This window comes from Burkholderiaceae bacterium DAT-1, from assembly GCA_019084025.1.
GTDB lineage: Bacteria > Pseudomonadota > Gammaproteobacteria > Burkholderiales > Chitinimonadaceae > DAT-1.
In genome coordinates, this window is sequence record JAHRBI010000002.1 from 292,021 (window position 1) to 313,043 (window position 21,023).

A 21,023-nucleotide genomic window follows, 5' to 3' on the forward strand; every position below is an offset into this window, starting at 1 on the left:
TGATCCATGTCCGTGACCCCGATTTACTCCCTGCCAGAAGGCGTTCAGCCCTTGACGCCCGCACCTTTCCTGCCGATGTCCCGCAAAGAAATGGACAAACTGGGCTGGGATGAATGCGATGTGATTCTGGTGACGGGTGACGCCTATATCGATCATCCTTCATTTGGCATGGCGCTGATCGGGCGACTGCTGGAAGCGCAGGGCCTGCGTGTGGGCATTATTGCCCAGCCGGACTGGCGCGATACCAGTGCCTTCAAGGTACTGGGCAAGCCGCGCCTGTTTTTTGGCGTGACGGCCGGCAATATGGATTCCATGGTCAACCGTTACACGGCGGACCGCAAACCGCGTTCGGACGATGCTTATACGCCGAATGCCGAAGCAGACAAGCGTCCGGATCGCGCGCTGTCGGTGTACTGCCAGAAGGTGCGTGAAGCTTACCCGGGCGTACAGGTGATGGCCGGTGGCATTGAGGCCAGTCTGCGCCGCATCGCCCAGTTTGATTACTGGAGCGAAAAGGTGCGCGCCTCGGTACTGGTCACCAGCAAGGCTGATATTCTGCTGTTTGGTAATGCCGAACGCGCGCTAGTCGAGATTGCCCGCCGCGCTGCCAATGGCGAAAAGCTGTCCGAGATTCGCAATGTACGTGGTACGGCTTTCATGGTGCCACATGGCTGGCGTCCGGATGAAAGCTGGAGCGAAGAAGATTCGACAACCGTCGACGTGCCGGGCCGCATCGACGCGCATATCGATCCCTATGCCATGGAACCCGCCGTCGAAAAAGCAGCTGAACTGCCTGACGGTGCACAACCTGTCCGTATCATTTCCAAGGCCGAGCGCATGCGCGCCAAGCTCGATGCCAAGCAAAAGTGCGTGGTGCGGATTCCGGCGTATGAAGCCGTCGCCCATGATCCGGTGCTATATGCCCATGCCAGCCGCGTACTGCATCTAGAGTCGAATCCGGGCAACGCCCGCGCCATGGTTCAGCTGCATGGCGACCGTGATGTGTGGATGACCCCGCCTCCCATTCCGTTGGAAACACCGGAAATGGACTATATCTTCGGCCTGCATTACGAGCGCAACCCGCATCCAGCCTATGGCAAGGCGCATATTCCGGCCTGGGAGATGATCAAGCACTCTGTGAACATCATGCGTGGCTGCTTTGGCGGATGTACCTTCTGTTCGATTACCGAGCACGAAGGTCGCATCATCCAGAGCCGCTCGCACGAAAGCATCCTGCGCGAAATCGAGGAAATCCGCGATAAAACGCCGGGCTTTACCGGCCACATTACCGATCTGGGTGGGCCGACCGCTAATATGTATCGCCTGTCCTGCAAGGACAAGAAGATTGAACAGGCCTGCCGCAAGCTGTCCTGTGTGTATCCGGACATCTGCGAAAATCTAAATACCGACCACAGCTCGCTGATCGAGCTGTACCGCAAGGCGCGTGCGATCAAGGGCGTGAAGCGCATCACCATCGGTTCGGGCGTGCGCTACGATCTGGCGGCCGAATCGCCGGAATACGTGAAGGAGCTGGTGACGCATCATGTGTCCGGCTACCTAAAGATTGCGCCGGAGCACACCGAGGAAAACACCCTCAGCAAGATGATGAAGCCGGGTATCGGCACCTTCGAGAAATTCCGCAAGCTGTTCGACAAGTTCTCCAAGGAAGCGGGTAAAGAGCAGTATCTGATCCCGTACTTTATCGCCGCGCATCCGGGTACCACGCTGGAAGATATGCTGAATCTGGCGCTGTGGCTGAAGAAGAATAAGTTCCGCCCGGATCAGGTGCAGACCTTTACCCCGACACCGATGGCGCTGGCGACCACCATGTGGCACACCCGCCGCAATCCGCTGCGTAAGCTCAGCCGCAGCTCGGAAAAGGTAGAAGTGGTGCGTGATCTGGCGACGCGGAAGCTGCACAAGGCTTTCCTGCGTTATCACGATCCGCACAATCATCCGCTGCTGCGTCAGGCTTTGCTCGACATGGGACGTGGCGATCTGATCGGTACTGGTCCGCATCATCTGATTCCGCCGGGCAATGTGATGGGGCGTCAGGGCGGCAATGGTCGTGCCACTACACAGGCACGGCCACCGGTGAAAAAGGCGCGCCAGCCGATTATTAATGGGCGCGTCAGCAAGAAGCGCTAATAGGTCAGTAACGTGTACTTGATTAAGTCATTCATTTGAATGACTTAATTGCACTTTTGTCCTGATGATTTTGATGTGTGGTGTGGATGCCAACGAACCAGCCGTGATCCGGCTGATTGGATCAAATTTATCGTGGATGCACAATCGTTGACGATTACAATGACGCGACTGTCGATTGCCGGATGATGTTGGGCATGAATGCGTTGAGGGGAATGGGTAGTCAGTCGGGCCGTCTACTGTGTGTTGGTGTGGCCGTCCTGCATCTACTGAGCACTCAGGCCACGTTTATGTGCGCCCTGACACCAGAAAAGGAAGTAGTTGTCTGGTTGCCCAATGCAGTCTTGCTGGCTGCCTTGCTGTTATATGAAGGGCCGCATCGCTGGGGGCTGGCTTTACTGACCTTTGCCTCCGATGTGCTGGGCAAGTTGTCTGTCTTTCCCGTGGGTCTCGCTTTTTCCTTAGCGGCCTGCAATCTCTTCGAAGTGGGTCTGAGCTATGTCCTGCTTCAACGCGCTGGCGTGTCCACGCGTCTTGAACGAATCCAGGATTTCGGAAAATTTGTCGTAGTCGGGCCGTTTCTGGGGGCGCTCTGCAATAGTGTCGTGGCCGGGTTTGGCTTGAGTTTGCAGCCCGGTGTGACCACGCCTTACCTCACGCTGGTGCAACTCTGGTGGTACGGCAACGGATTGGGATTGCTGATCTATACCCCAATGCTGCTTCTGCTGTTTAAACCCACAGATGAAAAACCGCGCACAACCTGGATCGACCAAGTAGTGCTTGTGCTGAGTATCTTGCTTGGCGTGCTGATCTTCTCTGGAGCAGGACTGGCGCGGTTTGGTGCCTTGCTGACGCCTAACCTGCTATTGCCAAGTATCCTGTGGATGGCGGCTCGCTTCGATCGCAAGTGGACATCGCTTGCAGTCGCCATCATCTCTATTGCGACTGCATGGGCACAAACAACCGGGCATAAGCCCTTTGGCGATGAAAATGCCCATGTTGAGATGCTGCGTACACAGGAATTTATTCTGACCTTAAGCATCATCGGCATGGGGTTCGCCATTCTGATCAGTGATCAGCGTGCACTGAATAACCGGCTTGAGAGCAAGGTGCGCGAACGAACACGCGAGCTTGAAGAAGTGAATGACAAGCTCTCGGTACTCAGTATCACCGACAGTATGACGGGACTCGCGAATCGCCGTCATTTTGACGAAGTGATGCAGGAGGAGTGGCTTCGCGCCCACCGCGATCAGAAGCCGCTTGCCGTTGCTCTGGTCGATGTCGATTTCTTCAAGCTGTATAACGATCATTACGGCCATCCCGCAGGCGATGTCTGTCTGAAGCGTGTTGCCGGTGTGCTGATGAGCTGGATGCGGCGTCCGGAAGACCTGGTTGCCCGATATGGTGGCGAGGAGTTTGCCCTGATCGCACCGGGTATGAATCTGGATGCTGCGCTGGCACGTGCAGAGACCATGTGCAATGAGTTGCAACGCCAAGCTCATCCGCATGCCGCTTCCCCGTTTAAAGTAGTTACCGCGAGTATTGGTGTGGCTGTATGGCAGCCCGGGCACGACATCGAACTACCACAGCTGATCGAGCTGGCCGATCAGGCACTGTACCAGGCCAAGTTGCATGGCCGGAATCGTGTGCAGACCTTAATCGTTGAAGTCGCCTGGCAAGGACAACAGGTGTAAACCCGGTTTCCATCCATTCGATTAAATAAGGGTTTGATCAAGAGAAAAGGCAGCTTATCGCACGGATGTCGGAATTTTCATATAAGCATGGCAAGCTAGCAGTCTCTTTTGATCTGATCTAGCGATTGTTTGCCATGTCGAAGATGTACGCCGCAGTCCGTTTTTTGCCACTTCCACGATTCGCCCTGTTGTCATGGGCTGTTGCCTCTGCGCTGAATGCAGTGGCTGCAGATGCGCCCGCAGAGGGACAGTCGGTGCCATCCGCCGATGTGAAGAAGCCATCGCTTAAGGTCGAGGATGCCGCCAGAGCGAAGGCCGCCGGCAAGGTGGATGCCATCGAGATCAAAGGTGCGAGCAATGTAGACGAACGTCGTCAGTCCACCGCATCGAAAATCGTGGTGAATCACGATGAAGTAGTAAAGTATGGCGATAGCAATCTGGGTGATGTACTCAAGCGTCTTCCGGGAGTCACCCTTGGCGGCACACCGGGTCGTGGCGGTGAAATTCGCATGCGCGGGCTGGGCAGTGGCTACACCCAGATCATGATCAATGGCGAACCGGCGCCCCCCGGGTTCTCGCTGGATTCGCTTTCGCCCGAGATGGTGGAACGCATCGAAATCATGCGTTCGCCCACTGCCGAGTTCAGCACCCAGGCCATTGCTGGCGGCATCAATATTGTCCTGAAAGAGAAAATCAAGCGTGCCCAGCATGAAATCAAGGCTGGCGTAGGCGAGGACAACGGCAAATACAATGGCGGTTTGAACCTGCAATTGTCCGATCAGGATGGCCCGTTTTCCTATGCGGTCAATTCAGGCTTCTATCGCTATAGCTATCGCTGGGACGGGACAAGCGCCGTACAGGGGCTGGAACCGGCAGGCCGGGTGAACCGCGAGGCCGAATCGCACAGCTATGGCGATGGTGTCGGGTTCAATATTGCACCACGCCTCAACTGGCGTCTGGGTAACGCCAATAATCTGACATGGCAATCATTTGTGAATCTGAGTCATTCGAAGAATGATTCCGACAGCCAGACACATGTGATGTCTGGGCCACTGCCAGCCTATCTGGACAGCGAAAGTGCCAATACCGGTGGTTCGTCAATGGTGCGCAGCAATCTGAACTGGGTTCGCCGATTTGATGATGGTGCCAAGATTGATGCCAAATTTGGTGTGAACTACAACCGAAATTACGCCAAAACCGAGCTGGAAACCGATGGACGCGGTAGTCATCCTGCGCTGGATCGTCTGACTCGCAGCACGGCTGAAGATTATGGCTTTACCGCAGGTGGCAAGTATTCCACCCCTTGGCGTGAAGCCCATGCTCTGGCGATTGGTTGGGATGGTGCATGGAGTCGTCGTGTGCAGGATGCAACGACTGTCGACAATGGTGTACTGCAAAACGCCAATTTGGGAACCGGTTTCACCGCAGATGTCTCTCGTTTGGCGCTGTTTGCCCAGGATGAGTGGGAGATCAGCAAGAAGTGGTCAATCTATGGCGGGCTGCGCTGGGAAACACTGAATACCAAGAGTGGCAGCAATGCTCAGGCCAATGTCGATAATCGCGCAAATGTTTTAAGCCCCTTGCTTCAGTCAATGTGGCGTCTGGGGGAGGGCGAAAGCCGTGATCAGGTGCGTGTGGGCATTTCGCGAACCTACCGCGCTCCGCAAACCTCATCGTTGATGGCGCGTCCGCAGCTGGCGCTGGAAAACACACCGCTGACGCCCGATTCAGCTGGTAACCCGCAATTGCAACCCGAGCTTGCCTGGGGTCTGGATGTAGCCTACGAGCATTACCTGAGTCAGGGTGGCATGATGTCGGTGAGCGTGTTTGCCCGCAATGTGGATGATCTGATGCGCAATCTCACTTCCAAGGTAGATGGCCGCTGGGTGAATCGTCCGGAAAATGTAGGTAAGGCCCAGGTACGTGGCATTGAACTGGAACTGAAGTCTCGACTGGCCGAGTTTATGGATGATGCACCGGCTGTCGATCTGCGCGTGAGCGCGTCGCGTTACTGGTCGCATGTCGACTATATCCCGGGGCCGGATAATCGTCTGGATTCCCAGACGCCGTATAGTGCAAATATCGGCTTTGACTGGAAGCTGGCGACCGTGCCGGTGACATGGGGCGCAAGCCTGTCGCTGCAAGGGGCGGGGCCAATACAAGTGTCAAGCCAGCAGCGTAGTGAGTCATCGGTCAAACGCACGCTGGATGTGTATGGACTGTACAAGGTCTCCGCGCAGGCGCAGGTGAGGCTGGCACTGAGCAATGTGCTGCATCAGCAATACAATAGCCAGTCCCATTATTTGGGCAATGGGTATGATGAATTCCTGTCGTCGAAAAATGCCACTACAGCAGGTGCACGGGTCACGTTTGAGTATAAATTCTGAGGAAAACCAAGGCGCTTAGACGCCTGTTCCACTCGTTTCGTCACTTGTCCTTCAAGGTCGCATTTCGTCGCAAAGTGTTTCGTATTAGTAAATCAGTGTGACATGATGTTCCCCGTCAGCAAGCGAACAGCCTGCTGACGAAATGAGCGAGGAGGATGTCGGAATGCGTTGCCCATAGAGGCAAGACCGTTCCGGCATATAACAGTGCCGACGAGTATCAGGGGATTCCCGGCGAGCTTGAGCGGATAAAGCAGGGTGGCAATTGCCACCCTGCTTTTTTTCATGCGGTCTTCAGACATGAGGCGAGACGTAGGCTGTAAAGGTTGTTTACAAGTCACGACATACTCGTGTTTCGATAACATGAAATACTGGCGCGTATCCTGCCCTCAACCCTGATACATCATGCGTCTGTCCGCCGTTCCCTGCTATTCAATCGCCCTATTGCTCGCGGCGCTGGCGTCTGCGTCCGCAGAAGACTCGCCGACTCAAAGCGACGAGGTAGGTGCCTCGTCTGATCGCCCGAAGCAGGCCGCAGATAGAGAGAGTGCTTCCAGACGAGTCGATGCCATCCGGATTGATGGCAGCCGCAATCGCGATACTGATGAGCGCCGCAGTGCGACCGCTTCCAAACTGGTGTTTAGCCGCGAGGAGCTGGATCGTTACGGCGATAACAGTGTAGGCGAGATGCTCAAGCGTCTGCCCGGCGTAACAGTATCCGGCCGCCCCGGTCGCGGTGGCGATATTCGCATGCGCGGGATGGGCAATGGCTATACCCATATCATGATCAATGGCGAACCGGCGCCGCGTGGCTTTTCAATGGATTCGCTGTCCCCCGATCAGATCGAACGGATCGAGGTATATCGCGCACCCGTAGCCGAACACAGCACCCGTGCGATTGCTGGCAGCATCAACATCATTCTGCGAGAAGATTTTCGTAAGTCGGACAGTTCGATCAAGCTTTCGGCTACCGCAGAACTGGGTCATATGTCGTCGAATGCCGTCATTCAGAAGGATGATCACCACGGCGCATTCAGCTATAGCCTGTCGGCCACCATCATGCGGAACAATCAGGCCAATGACACCTTGGTCACAACACAGGGTGTCGACCGACTGACGGGTGAACCGTTTGCCTATCAACAGCACGATGAACCGCGCGGACGCAGCGAAGGCATTCATTTCACCCCGCGACTGACCTGGAAGCTGGAGGGGGGAGATACCCTGAACATTCAGCCTTTCTTCATGAGTAATCATGTCGATCATATCGGGCAGGGCGATGAAACCGGACTATACGGCCCTGTGCAGCCAAATGCCTTTGCGCGTGCCGAATCGCAAACGGTTAGCCGGACGACGATGGCGCGTACCTTTACGACATGGCAACACAAAATGGCAGACGATGCCAAGTTGCAGGTACGTCTGAGTGTAGGGCTGAGCGACATGGGCAGTGACAGCTTCCGCAGTCAGTTCGATCTGCACGGTACGCCCTTGCGAACGCAAAGCGATCATAGCGATACGCGGGAAACCAGCCTGAGTACGGGTGGAAAATATACGCAGCCACTGGGTGAATCGCATCAGCTGGCTGCGGGCTGGGATCTGGAGTTTGCCCGGCGTGAGCAAACACGCCATCAAGTGGTGGATGGCCAGACACTGTTTCCTGATTCTGGCGACAATCTTGACGCACGCACCAGCCGTGTGGCCCTGTTTGCGCAGGATGAATGGAATATCAATCCGCAGTGGTCGGCCTACGCCGGATTGCGCTGGGAAGGTATCCAGACTGAAAGTGATCGTAACGGCACACAGGTCAGCAATCAGAGCAGTGTGTGGAGTCCCCTGTTGCATGCGGTATGGCGTATCCCGGGACATCCCAAGGATCAGGTGCGTGCCAGCCTGACCCGCAGCTATCGATCACCGGCGCTGGCAGACTTGATCGCCAGGCCATCGTATAGCCTCAATAATTCGCCCACCTCGCCTGACTCAATGGGTAATCCCGATCTCAAGCCAGAGTTAGCGACAGGTGTCGATGTTGCCTTCGAGCACTATTTCGATACCGGCGGATTGCTGAGCATCAGCGTGTTTAATCGCACCATCCAGAACTTGATGCGCAGTGTGCGCAGCCTGCAGCAGGACATTCCGGGCGATCCCGCATGGCGCTGGGTGAACCAGAAGCAGAATGTCGGCACGGCGGTGACGCGCGGCATCGAGCTAGAGGCTAAATTCCGTCTCGAAGAGATACTGGAGACGGCGATCCCGCTGGATGTGCGCAGCAATGTGAGCCTGTTTCAGTCGAGCGTGGAAGGGGTAAGCGGGCCGTACAACCGGATCGACCAGCAACCATCCGCCACGGCGAATCTCGGACTGGATTACCGCTTGCGCAGCCTGCCCATTACGCTGGGCGGCAATTACAACTGGACACCCGACTTTAGTGTGAATCAGACCGATCAACAGGTTTATACCCAGAGTGCCAAGCGGGTATTCGATCTGTATGCACTGTGGCGCATGAGTCCATCGGTACAGTTGCATGTCTCCGGTGCCAATTTGCTAGGGCAGGACTATCTGACTAGCAATCAGGTTGCGCAACAGACAGCGAAGACACGTGCGCGGTCTTATGCGTCCTGGACGGCACGGCTGGAGATCAAGTTCTGATCGCTTGGGCAATCCATGTTAACTGCCCCGGCGCGCCGCCAGCCCCATCAGCGCCACGCCGGCTAGCGTGATGCCCGCCCCGCCGATGAGCTGTGGGGTGAGCACTTCCTGAGCAAGCAGATTGCCAAGTAGGAGTGCAACGACCGGATTGACATAGCAGCAACTGGTCGCCAGTGCCGGTCGAGCATGTTTCAGCAGCCAGACATAGGCGCTATACGCGACCATGGAGCCACAGATGGTTAGCCAGGCCAGCGCGCCGATGGCGGCAGTCGTCACGGTGCCAATCTGTTCGCCCTGTATCCCGCTGATGATCAGCGCACTCAAGCCGCCGGCCAGCATTTGTACGGTCGAGCTGGCTACGCCCGAGGGCATATCCAGCCTAGGCATCAAGGCACCTGCAAGCGCCCATGATAGGCAGGCGATAAATATCAGCATCGTGGCAAAGGGTTCGGCCTGCAGGCTCTGGTCGTAATTGATCAGAATCAGGCCGCCAAGTCCCACAATCAGCCCCATCCATTCGAGCCTTTTGGCGCGCACCTGGAAAAACAGATTCACGATGACGGTTAGAATCGGCGTCGCGGCCACAATCAGCGCGGCCGCTCCCGATGCCACTTTCTTTTCCGCGACGCACACCAGCGCATTGCCCACGGTCAGCATCAACAGGCCGATGAAGGCTGCATTGACTGTTTGCTTCCAGTTTGGAAACGGGATGTTGCGCATGCGCATGAATAGCAGCATGAGGACACCCGCAATCACGTGACGGATGCCAGACAGCATAAACGGCGGAAAGCTTTCCAGTGCAAAACGAATGCCTAGATAAGTCGAGCCCCAAATCAGCCATGTGGCAGCGAGGCAAAGCGGGAGCAGGATTTGATTCATGGTGTGAGCATAACATGGTGGCAAACTGTTAAAGTTGCTGCTTTACCTGATTCGGGCTTATTTGATCGCGCATGAATTTTCTGGAAACTCGCGAGCAATCTCGCAGTGCCGCTGCCGATTCATTCTGGCGTTCGGCCGCATTATTAAACGTATTCCGGATTTTGCTGGGGCTCGGATTACTGTTTACTTCCTTGTTTGTCAGTAAGGAAGTGCTGCGCAATCTGCATCTGGAACGGACGTTTACCAGCATCTGCATCCTTTACCTTGTGTTTTCTGTCATGGCGGCCGCTACTTTAAGGCGACGCATGGTGCAGTTCCAGCTGTTGCTGACCGTCCAGATGAGCGTAGATACGCTGTTTGTCGTCATGCTGATGCATCTGGCAGGTGGCATCCATACCGGGATCGGCCTGCTGTTACCGCCCTTGCTGGCAGCTGCAGCCATCATTAGTCGAGGGCGAACGGCTGTTTTCAATGCATCCGTGGCGGCCATTGCCTTACTGCTTGAGCAGGGCTACCGGGTGATATTTCAAGATGCGCCAAGCAGCGATTTCTTTCAGGTGGGGATGCTGGCGCTGGCATGTATGGCTATGGCCACACTGGCTTATCGCCTTGCCCAGTATGCAACCGAGTCGCAGATACTCGCCGAAAAGCGCGGACATGATCTCGCTAATCTGGCCGAAATTAACCAATTTGTGATTCAGGATGTGTCGGATGGTGTGTTGGTGGTGGATAGCGAACATGTCATTCGCCAGTTTAATCAGCAGGCTGAACGCTTACTCGGCCCCGGCATGCTGGCAAATGGCATTCCACTCAGACGCGTTGCACCCACCGTCATTGAGGCACTTGAAGGATGGCAGCGTGGTGATTCCACCCTGGCCATCACGCCCGTGCCTTCCACTCGACAAACCGTTCGACCGCGTTTTGTGCCGGTGGGGCAAGGCGCCGGACTGATCGTATTTCTGGAAGATATCGGCAAAATTCACCGCGAAGCGGAGCAGATCAAATTAGCGGCCATGGGGCGCCTGACGGCCAATATCGCGCATGAAATCCGCAATCCGCTCAGCGCGATTAGTCACGCGGCGCAGTTGCTGGGCGAAGATGATGCCGACGCCGCTACGCGCAGACTGACGCGCATCATTCAGGAAAACGTGGCACGACTGGATGGGCTGGTGCGTTCTGTACTCGATCTCAGTCGCCGCGATCGCCGTACGCCAGTGCGTGTGATTCTGCATGACTGGCTGGAACGCTTTCTGGCTGAGTTTCGCGAATTTGAACATATCGACGTGTCGATTGCGCTTGAATGTCCCGTGCTGGCACAAATGTCTTTTGATCCTCAGCAATTGCAGCAGGTGATGTGGAATCTCTGTCGCAATGCCTGGCGTTATTCGCATCGCCTTGAGGGTAGCGTGCGCATCGTGGTGACGTCGTCCGAATCGGGTTGGATGCTGGATGTGATCGACGATGGCGCCGGTGTGCCATCCGACCTGATTCCGCAATTGTTCGAGCCGTTTTTCACCACCGATGCCAAGGGTACCGGACTGGGGCTGTATATTGCGCGGGAGCTGTGTGCGGCAAACGAAGCTACATTGGAATATGTGCCGCAAAGTAGTGGCGCCTGTTTCCGAATTCATTTTGGTACTGACTATTCATGAGTAAACGAATCCGAACCGTTCCGCGCGTCCTGATTGTGGACGATGAGCCCGATCTGCGCGAGCTGATGGAGCTGACCATCCTGAAAATGGGCTTGGATGTCGAGAGTGCGCTGGATGCCCCCTCGGCCATGATCCGTCTGGATGAGGGCGGCATTGATCTGTGTCTGACAGATATGAAGCTGGGTAACGGCAATGGGCTTGACGTGGTTCAGCATATCCAGCGCAGCGGGCTGGATGTGCCGGTTGCCGTCATTACTGCGTTTGGCAGTCTCGACAATGCGGTTGAAGTGCTGAAGGCCGGGGCGTTTGACTACCTCACCAAGCCGGTATCGCTCGATCAGTTGCGCACCCTGGTGCGCTCAGCCTTGCGAACCGATGCGGTACCTGTCCATGTGCCCGAGGCTGGTGATCGTCCTTTCCTGGGTGAATCGAGCGCCATGCAGGCCGCACTGGACTTGATCGAGCGGCTGGCACGCAGCCAGGCACCCGTCTATGTGACGGGTGAGTCGGGCTCGGGCAAGGAACGGGCAGCCCGCTTGATCCACGAAAAATCCAACCGGACAGACAAGCCTTTTGTGCCGGTGAACTGCGGCGCGATTCCCGAAAATCTGATGGAAAGCGAATTCTTTGGCTACCGCAAAGGCGCGTTTACTGGCGCGGATGCGGATCGCGACGGCTTCTTTCAAGCGGCGGATGGTGGCACCCTGTTTCTCGATGAGGTGGCAGATTTGCCGCTGCCCATGCAGGTCAAGCTGCTGCGCGTGATTCAGGAAAAACGCGTGCGCCGCGTAGGGGATACCAAGGAAATTCCGGTGGATGTGCGCATCATCTGTGCCACGCACCAGAATCTGGGGCGCTGTGTGGAGGAAGGGCGCTTCCGTCAGGATTTATATTACCGTCTGAATGTGATCGAGCTGCACATGCCCGCCCTGCGCGAGCGCCGTGAAGATATCCAGCCGATTGCAGTGGCGTTGCTGGCGCGGTTGGCGGCACAGAATGGCATGGCTACACCGCAATTCAGCGAAGCTGCCCGACGGGCGCTTGATGCTTACGATTTTCCGGGCAATGTACGCGAACTGGAAAATATTCTGGAGCGGGCGCTGGCACTCTGTGATGGCAAGAGCATCCAGCCGGATGATTTGCAGCTGCGCAATGTCGATGCAACAGAGCTGGGAATCGAGAGCGCTGCGGGTGGTCAGGTTCCGCTGCAGGAATACCTCGATGCTGTAGAAAAGGATGCAATTCTGCAGGCGCTGGAGCGTACTCGGTTTAATCGCACCCAGGCGGCCAAAGTGCTGGGTGTAACCTTCCGTTCATTGCGCTACCGGATGGAGCGGCTGGGGATCAATTAAGGCCGATTTCCCAGCATCCACCGCGCACAATACCATTTGGTCTGCGGGGTGGGGCTGGCGACGGCCACCAGTACGCTGGCCTCGGGCGTAATCCAGCGTACGCCATCCACGCCTTTTACTTCCTTAAAGCGGATTTTCTGGTTTTTCTCGATGGTGTCTTTGACCTGCTTCAGTTCCTGCGAGAACAGAGCGCCAATCATATAGGCCTTGGCGTCCGGCCGGTTTACAAATACCTCGATTGACGGCACACCGCCTAATGTGGCGCCGCCACTTTGCCACCAGCGTGCCTGTCCCCAGTCACGCAACGGGGCATTCAGGTTCTGGTTCATATAGCTGATCCAGTATTCGGTCGACCATTCCGAATGGCACAGCAATCCCTGCTCGACCACATCAACGAAATGGGACGATACGGCCTGCGCAGGTATCGCACAGAAAAATGGCAGCAGGAACAGCAGACGGCGCATGATGATCTTGCATGAATGGCATGATTACAGGCTAGCGCAAGACCTTGGCGGAGCCAAATCGACTTAGAGTCCGGACAGCTCCTTGATGTGCGCCGTCACGCTGCGCGAGAGCGATGAAAGGTCGTACCCGCCCTCCAGCGTCGACACCACGCGGCCATTGCCATGGCGGTCAGCCACGTCCATCAGCTGTCGGGTGACCCACGCGTAATCATCCTCGACCAGCCCGATCGAGCCCATATCGTCTTCGATATGCGCGTCGAAGCCTGCCGAAATCAGAATCAGATCGGGCTTGAATGCATCCAGCGCCGGTATCCACTGTTCGGTGACCGCATTGCGGAATCCCTCGCTGCGGCAGGCGCGCTTGAGCGGCACGTTCACCATATTCGGCCCCATCGGCACGTCGCCGCTATAGGGGTAGAAGGGATGCTGGAAGGTGGACACCATCAGCACGCGGTCGTTATCGTGGAAAATCTCTTCGGTGCCATTGCCATGATGGACGTCGAAATCGGCAATTGCCACGCGCTGCGCACCGAGCTTCAGTGCCCAAGCTGCACCCACGGCGACATTATTGAAAAAGCAGAAGCCCATCGCACGCTTGGACTCGGCGTGATGGCCGGGCGGACGTGTGGCGCAGAACGCATTGCGGGCCTGTCCATCCATCACCAGCTCGACCGCCTTGCACACCGCACCGGCACCGCGCAGGGCGGCTCGTAGCGTATGTGGCGTCATCGCGGTATCGGGGTCGACGTGGGCAATGCCGTGTGCGGGCGAGGTGTTTTCCAGATGCTCGATATAGCTGGGCGCATGTACGCGGGCCAGCTGTTCCGGCGTTGCCAGCGGGGCTTCGTGATGATCGAGAAAATCCCATACCCCGGCCGACATCAGCCTATCCTGAATGGCGGCCAGCCGGGCGGGTGCCTCCGGATGATGGCTGCCCATATCATGCAGGGCGCAATCCGGATGGGTAAGGTAAGCCGTGGCGGTGCTTTGACGCACCTTGCGTGTGATCCAGCCCAGCAATGTTGCTCCTTCCGTCGGCGCCGTCAGGGCGCACTATTTTTGTACGGGTACACAGCCTTGGTGACAAGTGTAGTGCTGTCGGGTCATTATGGGAACGGGGGCCGTAGGCCGTATTGATTTTGCGCAACCGTACAGATGACAAACAGATGTCTGAAACCCGTTCCTTGATTGCTTCTCTACTGAATCAGCTCGATCAGGTCATACTCGGAAAAACCGATACGATCAGGCTGGCGGTGTGTTGTTTGCTGGCTGATGGCCACCTCTTGCTTGAAGATGTGCCCGGTGTCGGGAAAACCACATTGGCGCATGCGCTGGCCACTAGTCTGGGGCTGCGATTCCAGCGTATTCAATTTACCAGCGATATGTTGCCGGCAGATTTGATTGGCGTGTCCATCTACGAGCGCGAGCGCGGCGAATTCCGCTTTCATCCCGGCCCGGTATTCAGTCAGATTGTGCTGGCAGATGAAATCAACCGGGCTACCCCGCGCACGCAGTCAGCCTTGCTCGAAGCGATGGAAGAGGGACAAGTGACGCTGGATGGCGAAACATACGTGCTACCCGAACCGTTCTTCGTAATCGCCACACAGAATCCCATGCAGCAAACCGGCACATTTGCCTTGCCCGAAAGTCAGCTGGATCGCTTTCTGATGCGACTGTCGCTGGGCTACCCCGATCCGGTGGCGGAACGCGCCATGCTGATGGGCGAAAGCCGCCGCGACATGCTGGCGCGTATGCAGGCTGCGGTATCGGATGAAGCGATGCGCGAGTTGCGTCAGGCGGTGAAGGCGGTCCATGTATCTATCGCGCTGGTGGACTATGTACAGGCACTGGTGCAAGCCACACGAGAGCGCGCCGACTGGGTGAACGGATTGTCGCCGCGCGCGGCACTGGGTTTGATTCAGGCGGCCAGAGCACATGCACTGGTGAGCGGCCGCACCTTTGCCGCACCTGATGATGTGCAGGCCGTTTTTGTGGCAGTCGCATCGCATCGATTGCAGTCATCCAGTGCCGGTCGGCAGGATGTGGCACAGGTGGCCAGACTGCTGGCCGAGGTCGCCATTCCGTGATGCGCTGGCTGACTTCGCGGGTCCGGGCACGCTGGGCGCGCTGGCTGGCCAAGCAGCATCCCGCCTCGCAAACCAGTGTCCGAGTCGATGTTCATCATCTCTATTTCTTTGCCAACAAATTGGGGCTCGGCTGGCTGGTGTTGTTGCTGGTGCTGTTTGTATGTGCGGGCAATTACGGACTGTCGCTGGTGTATGCGCTGGTGTTTCTACTGGCGTCCGTGTCGCTGGTGTCCACCTTTCATACGGTGCGCGTACTGCTGGGGCTGGAGCTGGTGGCGGGTCCGCATCGTGATGGCTTTGCCGGCGAGACGGTCGGATTTTCGGTTGTGCTGGTGAATCATCTTCCTGTTGCACGCAGGCAGGTGCGGCTGGTGATGGAGTCGGTGACGCATTATGTGGACGTGCCAGCCAATGGCCGTGTGCAGGTGAGTTTTGATATTCCGGCGACCCACCGTGGCCCGATGTCCATGCCTCGCCTGATGCTGGATAGCGTCTGGCCGCTGGGGCTGTGCCGGGCGTGGAGCTATGCCCGCTTTGCCGTGACCGCGCTAGTGTGGCCCGCACCTGAGCGCCCCGCGCCTGCATTGCCGGCACGATTGCCCGATGCGCAAGGTGGCGGTCTGGCCAGTGGCTGGGGGCAGGATGACTTTGCTGGCTTGCGGACATTTGCACGGGGTGATTCGCCGCGACATGTTGCGTGGCGTGCATCTGCCAGTGGTGAGGCGCTGCTGGTGAAGTGCTTTGAAGGCGAATCAGCCGGTGTCAGCATCTTTTCGTCTGATCAAACCGGCTTGAGTGGCGAGGCCGCATTATCTCGCCTGTGTGCCTGGGTGTTGCAGGCAGCCGCCAGTGGACGGCGATTTGCCCTGAATCTCAATGCTCAACCCATGCTACCCGATGCAGGGCCGCATCATGTCGATGCCTGCTTGCGCCAGCTGGCTCTGTTCGGACTGAATGGGGAGTCGGCTGAATGAGCGGCTCACTGGAGCTGGATCGCCCACGCTTTCCCGCCTTGTTGCTGGTGCTGGCTGGGCTGGTGCTATGGCATGTTATCCGGTTACCCGAGTGGCCCATGTTTACCGCGCTGGCGCTATTTGCGTGGCGCGGCTGGATGGTAAAAAGCGGCAGGTGGGCGCCCCCGCGCTGGTTGCTGATCTCGATTGGCGTGGTGTTGCTGGGGGGCGTGTTTGCCAGCGCGCGCGGGGTACCGGGGCGCGATGGCTGTGTGGCCTTGCTGTGCGGACTCAGTGCGATCAAAGCCATGGAGGCGCGTGGTCGGCGCGATGTACTGCTGCTGATTTTTCTCGGCTATTTTCTAGTCGCCACGCATTTGCTCTACGAAACCGGCTTCGTTCCGGCGGTAGTGCTGTTTGCCGTCGTATTGCTGCTGATGGTGCTGCAACTGGCCTGGCATCAGCAGGATAGCCGCGGTAACTGGCAAATGCAGCTGGGGCCGTTACTTAAAACCATTCTGACGATGGCGCTGCAGGGCGCCCCCTTGCTTGTGCTTCTGTATCTGGTCTTTCCCCGTCTGGATGGTCCGTTGTGGAAACTGCCCGCAGATCGACATCAATCGCGCAGCGGGCTAGGGGACCAGATGTCGCCGGGTAGCTTTTCCAGTATGGTTCAGGATACATCTGTGGCCTTTCGAAGCGACTTTCAGGGCAAGGTGCCTGATGAGAGCATGCTGTATTGGCGCGGGCCGGTTCTGGAGTTTTATGACGGCACTACCTGGTTTCGCGAAGCACATGAGCACGAATCACCGGCGCTACCAGAGGCAATCGGACAAACGCAGCATTACACAATGCGGCTTGAACCCGGTAGTAGCGGCTGGGTGCCTGCGCTGGATGCGCCAAGTAGCGTGCCAGCAGGTACGACGCTAACTCCGCTGTGGCAATTACGGCAGAGTGTGCCGGTCAATACGGCCATTCGCTATGAGCTGGATGCTGCGCTGAACTATCGTGCCACGCGTATCGTTCCGCAGGTTCGCGCCAATAATTTGCGTCTGCCGCAAGGCTTGAATCCCCGCACCAATGCGCTTGCCATGCGTCTGAAGAATCTTCCTGATACATCCCGTGTTGACGAAGGACTTCGCTTGCTGGCTCTGCAAGGACTGCGTTACACGCTGGAACCGCCGCTTTACCCATCTTCAGCGGTGGATGCCTTTCTGTTTGACGGCAAGGCAGGCTTTTGTGAACACTTTGCCGGTGCCTATGTGTGGCTGATGCGCGCAGCGGGTGTGCCTGCACGTGTGGTGGGCGGTTATCAGGGCGGGCAGGTTGAAGGGCATGCTGTGGTGGTGCGCCAGTCCGATGCGCATGCCTGGGCGGAAGTCTGGCTGGAGGGTGAAGGCTGGCGACGTGTCGATCCAACTTTTACGGTTGCCCCGGCACGTATTCAGCGTGGCTTGCAGGCCGCCGTACCCCAATCCGAATTGCCTTTTATGCTGCGCGATCAGGCTGCCTGGCTGCGTAGTATCGGTAATGGCATCGCGACACTGAATCGAAGCTGGAGCGAATGGATTGTCGGATTTGATCAGGCACGACAGCGTGCTGTGCTGGAGAAACTCGGGCTGGGTAGTGGGGTAGATGATGTGTTGCGCAATCTGGTCATTGGCGGATTTACCGTCATGGGCATTGTTGCGGGCTGGATCATGTGGCCGCGCAGCGGTAAGTCGCTCGATTCCGCTGACAAAATCTGGGTCAAGGTCAGGCGCCGGATGCGCCGAGCGGGTATGACTGTCTCTGAGGCCACGGCTCCGCTGAGCGTGCTGGCGATGCTCAATGAGATAAATCCTGCGGCACAGGCAGCTCACGCTGCCTTGATCCATGCATGGCTGGCGGCGCGGTATGCACCCGTGTCCAGCCAGCATGTGAAGGTGCTGAAACAGGCGTACCGGGCCTGGCGGCGTGTGTCGCTGCGTCCGTCCCGCCCGCGTTGATCAGGCTGCGGGTGTCTCTTCCGGCCAGTGCGGTAGCTTGCGGAACATGTCCAGCAATTCACCTTCCATGGCGACAGCAGTATTGGCTTTGGGATCAAAAACCACGAAGGTGACATCGGCATCCGCCACCACCGTATCCGTCCCTTTCAGGAAAATGCGCTGGCGAATCACGGCACTGCGACGGCCTGCCTTATACATGGCGGTGGCGATATCGAGTTCGTCGTTCATCACTGCGGAGCGGCGGTAGTTGATGTTGATGTTGACGATCACAAAGGCCAGACCGCTTTTGGCAAACCATTCAAGCTGCCCACCCGCTTCGGTAAATCCCCAGCGAGCCTCTTCCAGAAACTCCAGATAGCGCGCGTTGTTGACGTGGCCGTAAAGGTCAAGATGGTAGCCGCGCACCTTGATCAGGGTGTGGTGCAGATCGGCGGGCAGCAGGGTGCTTGAGTCAGACATGTAAGGCTCCTTGTTCGGATGTCCATCATGATAGCCTGTTGTGTAACTGGTATGAAACGAGCGTCTGCTTTGTATATAAGAACTGTCTCCTATTGGGCATTCCGTCCGCATCTGCAATAATCGCCGCCATGCCGATCAAGGAACTGCCCACGCGCGTCAGGCGCACCGTATATGGAGTCGCAACCAGTCTTGCACTGGTGGCGGCTTTGCCCCTGTTCAATTTTTCCATGCTATGCGACCGCATTGAGCGAGATACAGCCGATTCGCTAGGACGCAAACTGGAGATCGGGGCGGTGCGGCTAGCCTTATTGCCTCGCCCGGCGGTGACACTGGAAGAGGTGCATATGCTGGAAGCAGATGGCAAACGGGAATTTGCACGGTTCCGTTCAGCTCGCTTCTCGCTGGACTGGGCGGCATTGCTGGAAGGCCGTGTGAAACCGGTTGATGCGCGCGTCGAAGGGTTGAAGGCCACCGTTGCGGTCATGCCTGATGGTCGGCTTAGCTTCGAAGACTTGCTGACTCATCAACCGCAAACCGATCGCCTAGTTTGGCAGCTCAACCGGATTGATCTCGTGGATTCTGCACTCGACTGGCATGATCAAGGCCTGCAACCCATGCATTTCACACGCGTCGAGATGCATGTCATTCAGCCGGAAAGCGACGATGGCCGGGTAGATATTGAGGGCAGAGTTGAAGCGCCGGGCTGGGCCGGGGCGCTGAAAGTGCAGAGCGGATTACGCTTTAATCGCAGCCGTCTTACTGCAGACATGAAGGGATTCGGGCTGTCGATCAACGCCAATACCCCTGAATGGCGCGATGCGCATCTGGACTTGAAGGGCAATCTGACCGCGACGGCCGTCGCGCCGATCAGAACAGCGCTGCACGATGTGAAGGCTCAGTTCAACGTCAAACACGGTGATCAACTTTGGCGAGCGGGATTTACGACACCGGAAATGCTGGCGGCTGTCACCGGCCTGTCTACTGGCGTGTTGCAAGGACAGATTTCCATCAAGGGAACCGATCGCGAAATGGCGGCGGATCTGGATGTTGAAAAGCTTGCCGCTGAGGCAGGTTCGGGCAATCTGGTGGCAGATCGGGCAGCGATCAAACTGCGCCTGATGGATAACCTGCAAAATGCCACGCTGGACGTGCAATCCCCATTGCGCCTCGATAGCTGGCACAAAGCGACGCTGGAGGGCTTTACGCTGGGTGGTAGCTATCGTCATGTCAATCTGCCTGGCGGGGCGATCAAGGTAGGGCTGAATGGCCGTCTTGCCATTGATCTGGATCGCGAACGCGTGGATTTCGATAGTTCGGGCACGCTGGATCAGTCGCCTTTGACAGCCAAGGTATCGCTGGAGAATTTTGTCGATACGCGCTATGCGCTGGGCATCAGTCTGGCTAGATTGGATCTGACACCCTATCTGCAAGCTGCACCGGCCACACCCGGCGCGCCAGTGCCTGCCGTTTCGCCTGCGGTCATGACGGATCTTGCCAGCAAGCCGATTGACTGGCGCTGGCTGGATAAGCTGCATGCCCGAGGCGATGTGCGCCTCGACGAACTGGATGTCGGCCGCTTCCGCATGTTCAATCTCAATACGCATTTCGAAGCCAGCGACCGCAAGCTGACGCTCGACCCGCTTGCCGCCGATATCTATGGCGGACGCATGGGGGGGCGTCTGGTTGTAGATTCAGGCGGTGGCGAATCCCGAGCCATGCTCAAACAGAAACTGAGTGGTATGGAAGTGGAGGCATTGCTCAGCGACACCGTTGGACTGAATGGCGTGGCGGGACGTGGCGATATCGATATCGAACTGAATACCGCAGCGGGCAGCCTCAACGAGGCGCGACGCAAACTGGCAGGTAATGCGACGTTTAAGTTGAGTCATGGCACCTTTACCGGTTTTGACATCACCGACTTCCTGCGTGGCGTCAGTCTCAATCTGGCCAAGCTGACGGGCGAACCAATCAAGGCCGATGTCGGTCGGCGCACCAAATTTTCCGAGCTGAATGCAGCATTCAACATCAAGGATGGTATCGCTAATACCACCAATTTGCGCATGACCGCCCCCTTGCTGACGGTGGATGGTTCCGGTCAGCTGGATCTGGCCAAGGGTGAGGTGGATTACCTGTTGAATGTATCGCCTGCTGGCGGCAGCGGTGTCGCCAAGCTGGATGCGCTCAAGGGAACACTGATTCCGATCAGCTTCAGAGGTGCACTGGCGTCGCCATCCATTGGCGTGGATACCACGGCCATCAAGGCCAAATTGGCGGCACCGACAACCAAGAAATAGTCCATCCGTCACGCTCATCTTGTCTAGAC

14 protein-coding genes are annotated in these 21,023 nt (G+C 57.2%); 10 read left to right on the top strand and 4 right to left on the bottom strand.

Going from position 1 to position 21,023, the window contains the following annotated elements:
* Positions 1–75: 75 nt before the first annotated feature.
* The 4 genes from KSF73_04575 to KSF73_04590 all read left to right on the top strand — a co-directional run bounded on the left by KSF73_04575 (position 76) and on the right by KSF73_04590 (position 8,866).
* Positions 76–2,148, top strand: coding sequence for a YgiQ family radical SAM protein (locus KSF73_04575; protein ID MBV1774984.1), 2,073 nt, complete (start codon positions 76–78; stop codon positions 2,146–2,148).
* Between the two features lie 194 nt (positions 2,149–2,342).
* Positions 2,343–3,839: a diguanylate cyclase gene (locus tag KSF73_04580; protein ID MBV1774985.1), complete on the top strand. Its 1,497-nt coding sequence runs from the start codon at positions 2,343–2,345 to the stop codon at positions 3,837–3,839.
* Positions 3,840–3,973: 134 nt separating this feature from the next.
* Positions 3,974–6,226, top strand: coding sequence for a TonB-dependent receptor (locus KSF73_04585; GenBank protein ID MBV1774986.1), 2,253 nt, complete (start codon positions 3,974–3,976; stop codon positions 6,224–6,226).
* Between the two features lie 402 nt (positions 6,227–6,628).
* Complete coding sequence (locus KSF73_04590; GenBank protein ID MBV1774987.1) at positions 6,629–8,866, top strand: TonB-dependent receptor; 2,238 nt, start codon at positions 6,629–6,631, stop codon at positions 8,864–8,866.
* An 18-nt stretch (positions 8,867–8,884) separates the two neighbouring features.
* Here KSF73_04590 and yedA read toward each other — a convergent pair whose 3' ends face one another.
* Entirely contained in the window at positions 8,885–9,745 is an 861-nt protein-coding gene (gene yedA, locus KSF73_04595; GenBank protein ID MBV1774988.1) for a drug/metabolite exporter YedA, read from the bottom strand.
* A 71-nt stretch (positions 9,746–9,816) separates the two neighbouring features.
* On the opposite strand from yedA, the gene KSF73_04600 reads away from it, so the two are divergent.
* Together KSF73_04600 and KSF73_04605 are read left to right on the top strand one after the other, a co-directional pair.
* Positions 9,817–11,397 carry a PAS domain-containing protein gene (locus KSF73_04600; GenBank protein MBV1774989.1) on the top strand — a complete coding sequence of 527 codons (1,581 nt, stop codon included), beginning with the start codon at positions 9,817–9,819 and terminating at the stop codon, positions 11,395–11,397.
* Positions 11,394–12,749 carry a sigma-54 dependent transcriptional regulator gene (locus tag KSF73_04605; protein ID MBV1774990.1) on the top strand — a complete coding sequence of 452 codons (1,356 nt, stop codon included), beginning with the start codon at positions 11,394–11,396 and terminating at the stop codon, positions 12,747–12,749. Before KSF73_04600 ends, KSF73_04605 begins: the two co-directional genes overlap by 4 nt.
* Here the strand turns inward: KSF73_04605 and KSF73_04610 are convergent.
* Both KSF73_04610 and KSF73_04615 read right to left on the bottom strand, forming a co-directional pair.
* The gene (locus tag KSF73_04610; protein MBV1774991.1) at positions 12,746–13,213 is read right to left on the bottom strand and encodes a hypothetical protein; all 468 of its coding nucleotides are present in this window, start codon (positions 13,211–13,213) and stop codon (positions 12,746–12,748) included. The two genes, KSF73_04605 and KSF73_04610, sit on opposite strands and share 4 nt — an antisense overlap.
* Positions 13,214–13,276: 63 nt before the next feature.
* Positions 13,277–14,152 (bottom strand): histone deacetylase family protein, encoded by an 876-nt coding sequence (locus KSF73_04615; protein MBV1774992.1) that lies wholly within the window; start codon positions 14,150–14,152, stop codon positions 13,277–13,279.
* Positions 14,153–14,379: 227 nt separating this feature from the next.
* Between KSF73_04615 and KSF73_04620 the strand changes: the two genes are divergently transcribed.
* Genes KSF73_04620 through KSF73_04630 form a run of 3 tightly spaced genes read left to right on the top strand, consistent with a single transcriptional unit; the run spans position 14,380 to position 18,241 of the window.
* Positions 14,380–15,300, top strand: coding sequence for a MoxR family ATPase (locus tag KSF73_04620; protein MBV1774993.1), 921 nt, complete (start codon positions 14,380–14,382; stop codon positions 15,298–15,300).
* The gene (locus tag KSF73_04625) at positions 15,300–16,274 is read left to right on the top strand and encodes a DUF58 domain-containing protein (GenBank protein MBV1774994.1); all 975 of its coding nucleotides are present in this window, start codon (positions 15,300–15,302) and stop codon (positions 16,272–16,274) included. The genes KSF73_04620 and KSF73_04625 overlap by 1 nt, the downstream gene beginning before the upstream one ends.
* Positions 16,271–18,241 (top strand): DUF3488 and transglutaminase-like domain-containing protein, encoded by a 1,971-nt coding sequence (locus tag KSF73_04630; protein ID MBV1774995.1) that lies wholly within the window; start codon positions 16,271–16,273, stop codon positions 18,239–18,241. Before KSF73_04625 ends, KSF73_04630 begins: the two co-directional genes overlap by 4 nt.
* On the opposite strand, the gene KSF73_04635 is transcribed toward KSF73_04630, so the two are convergent.
* The gene (locus tag KSF73_04635) at positions 18,242–18,700 is read right to left on the bottom strand and encodes an acyl-CoA thioesterase (protein MBV1774996.1); all 459 of its coding nucleotides are present in this window, start codon (positions 18,698–18,700) and stop codon (positions 18,242–18,244) included.
* Between the two features lie 128 nt (positions 18,701–18,828).
* Between KSF73_04635 and KSF73_04640 the strand changes: the two genes are divergently transcribed.
* The gene (locus KSF73_04640) at positions 18,829–20,994 is read left to right on the top strand and encodes an AsmA family protein (GenBank protein ID MBV1774997.1); all 2,166 of its coding nucleotides are present in this window, start codon (positions 18,829–18,831) and stop codon (positions 20,992–20,994) included.
* Positions 20,995–21,023 lie beyond the last annotated feature (29 nt).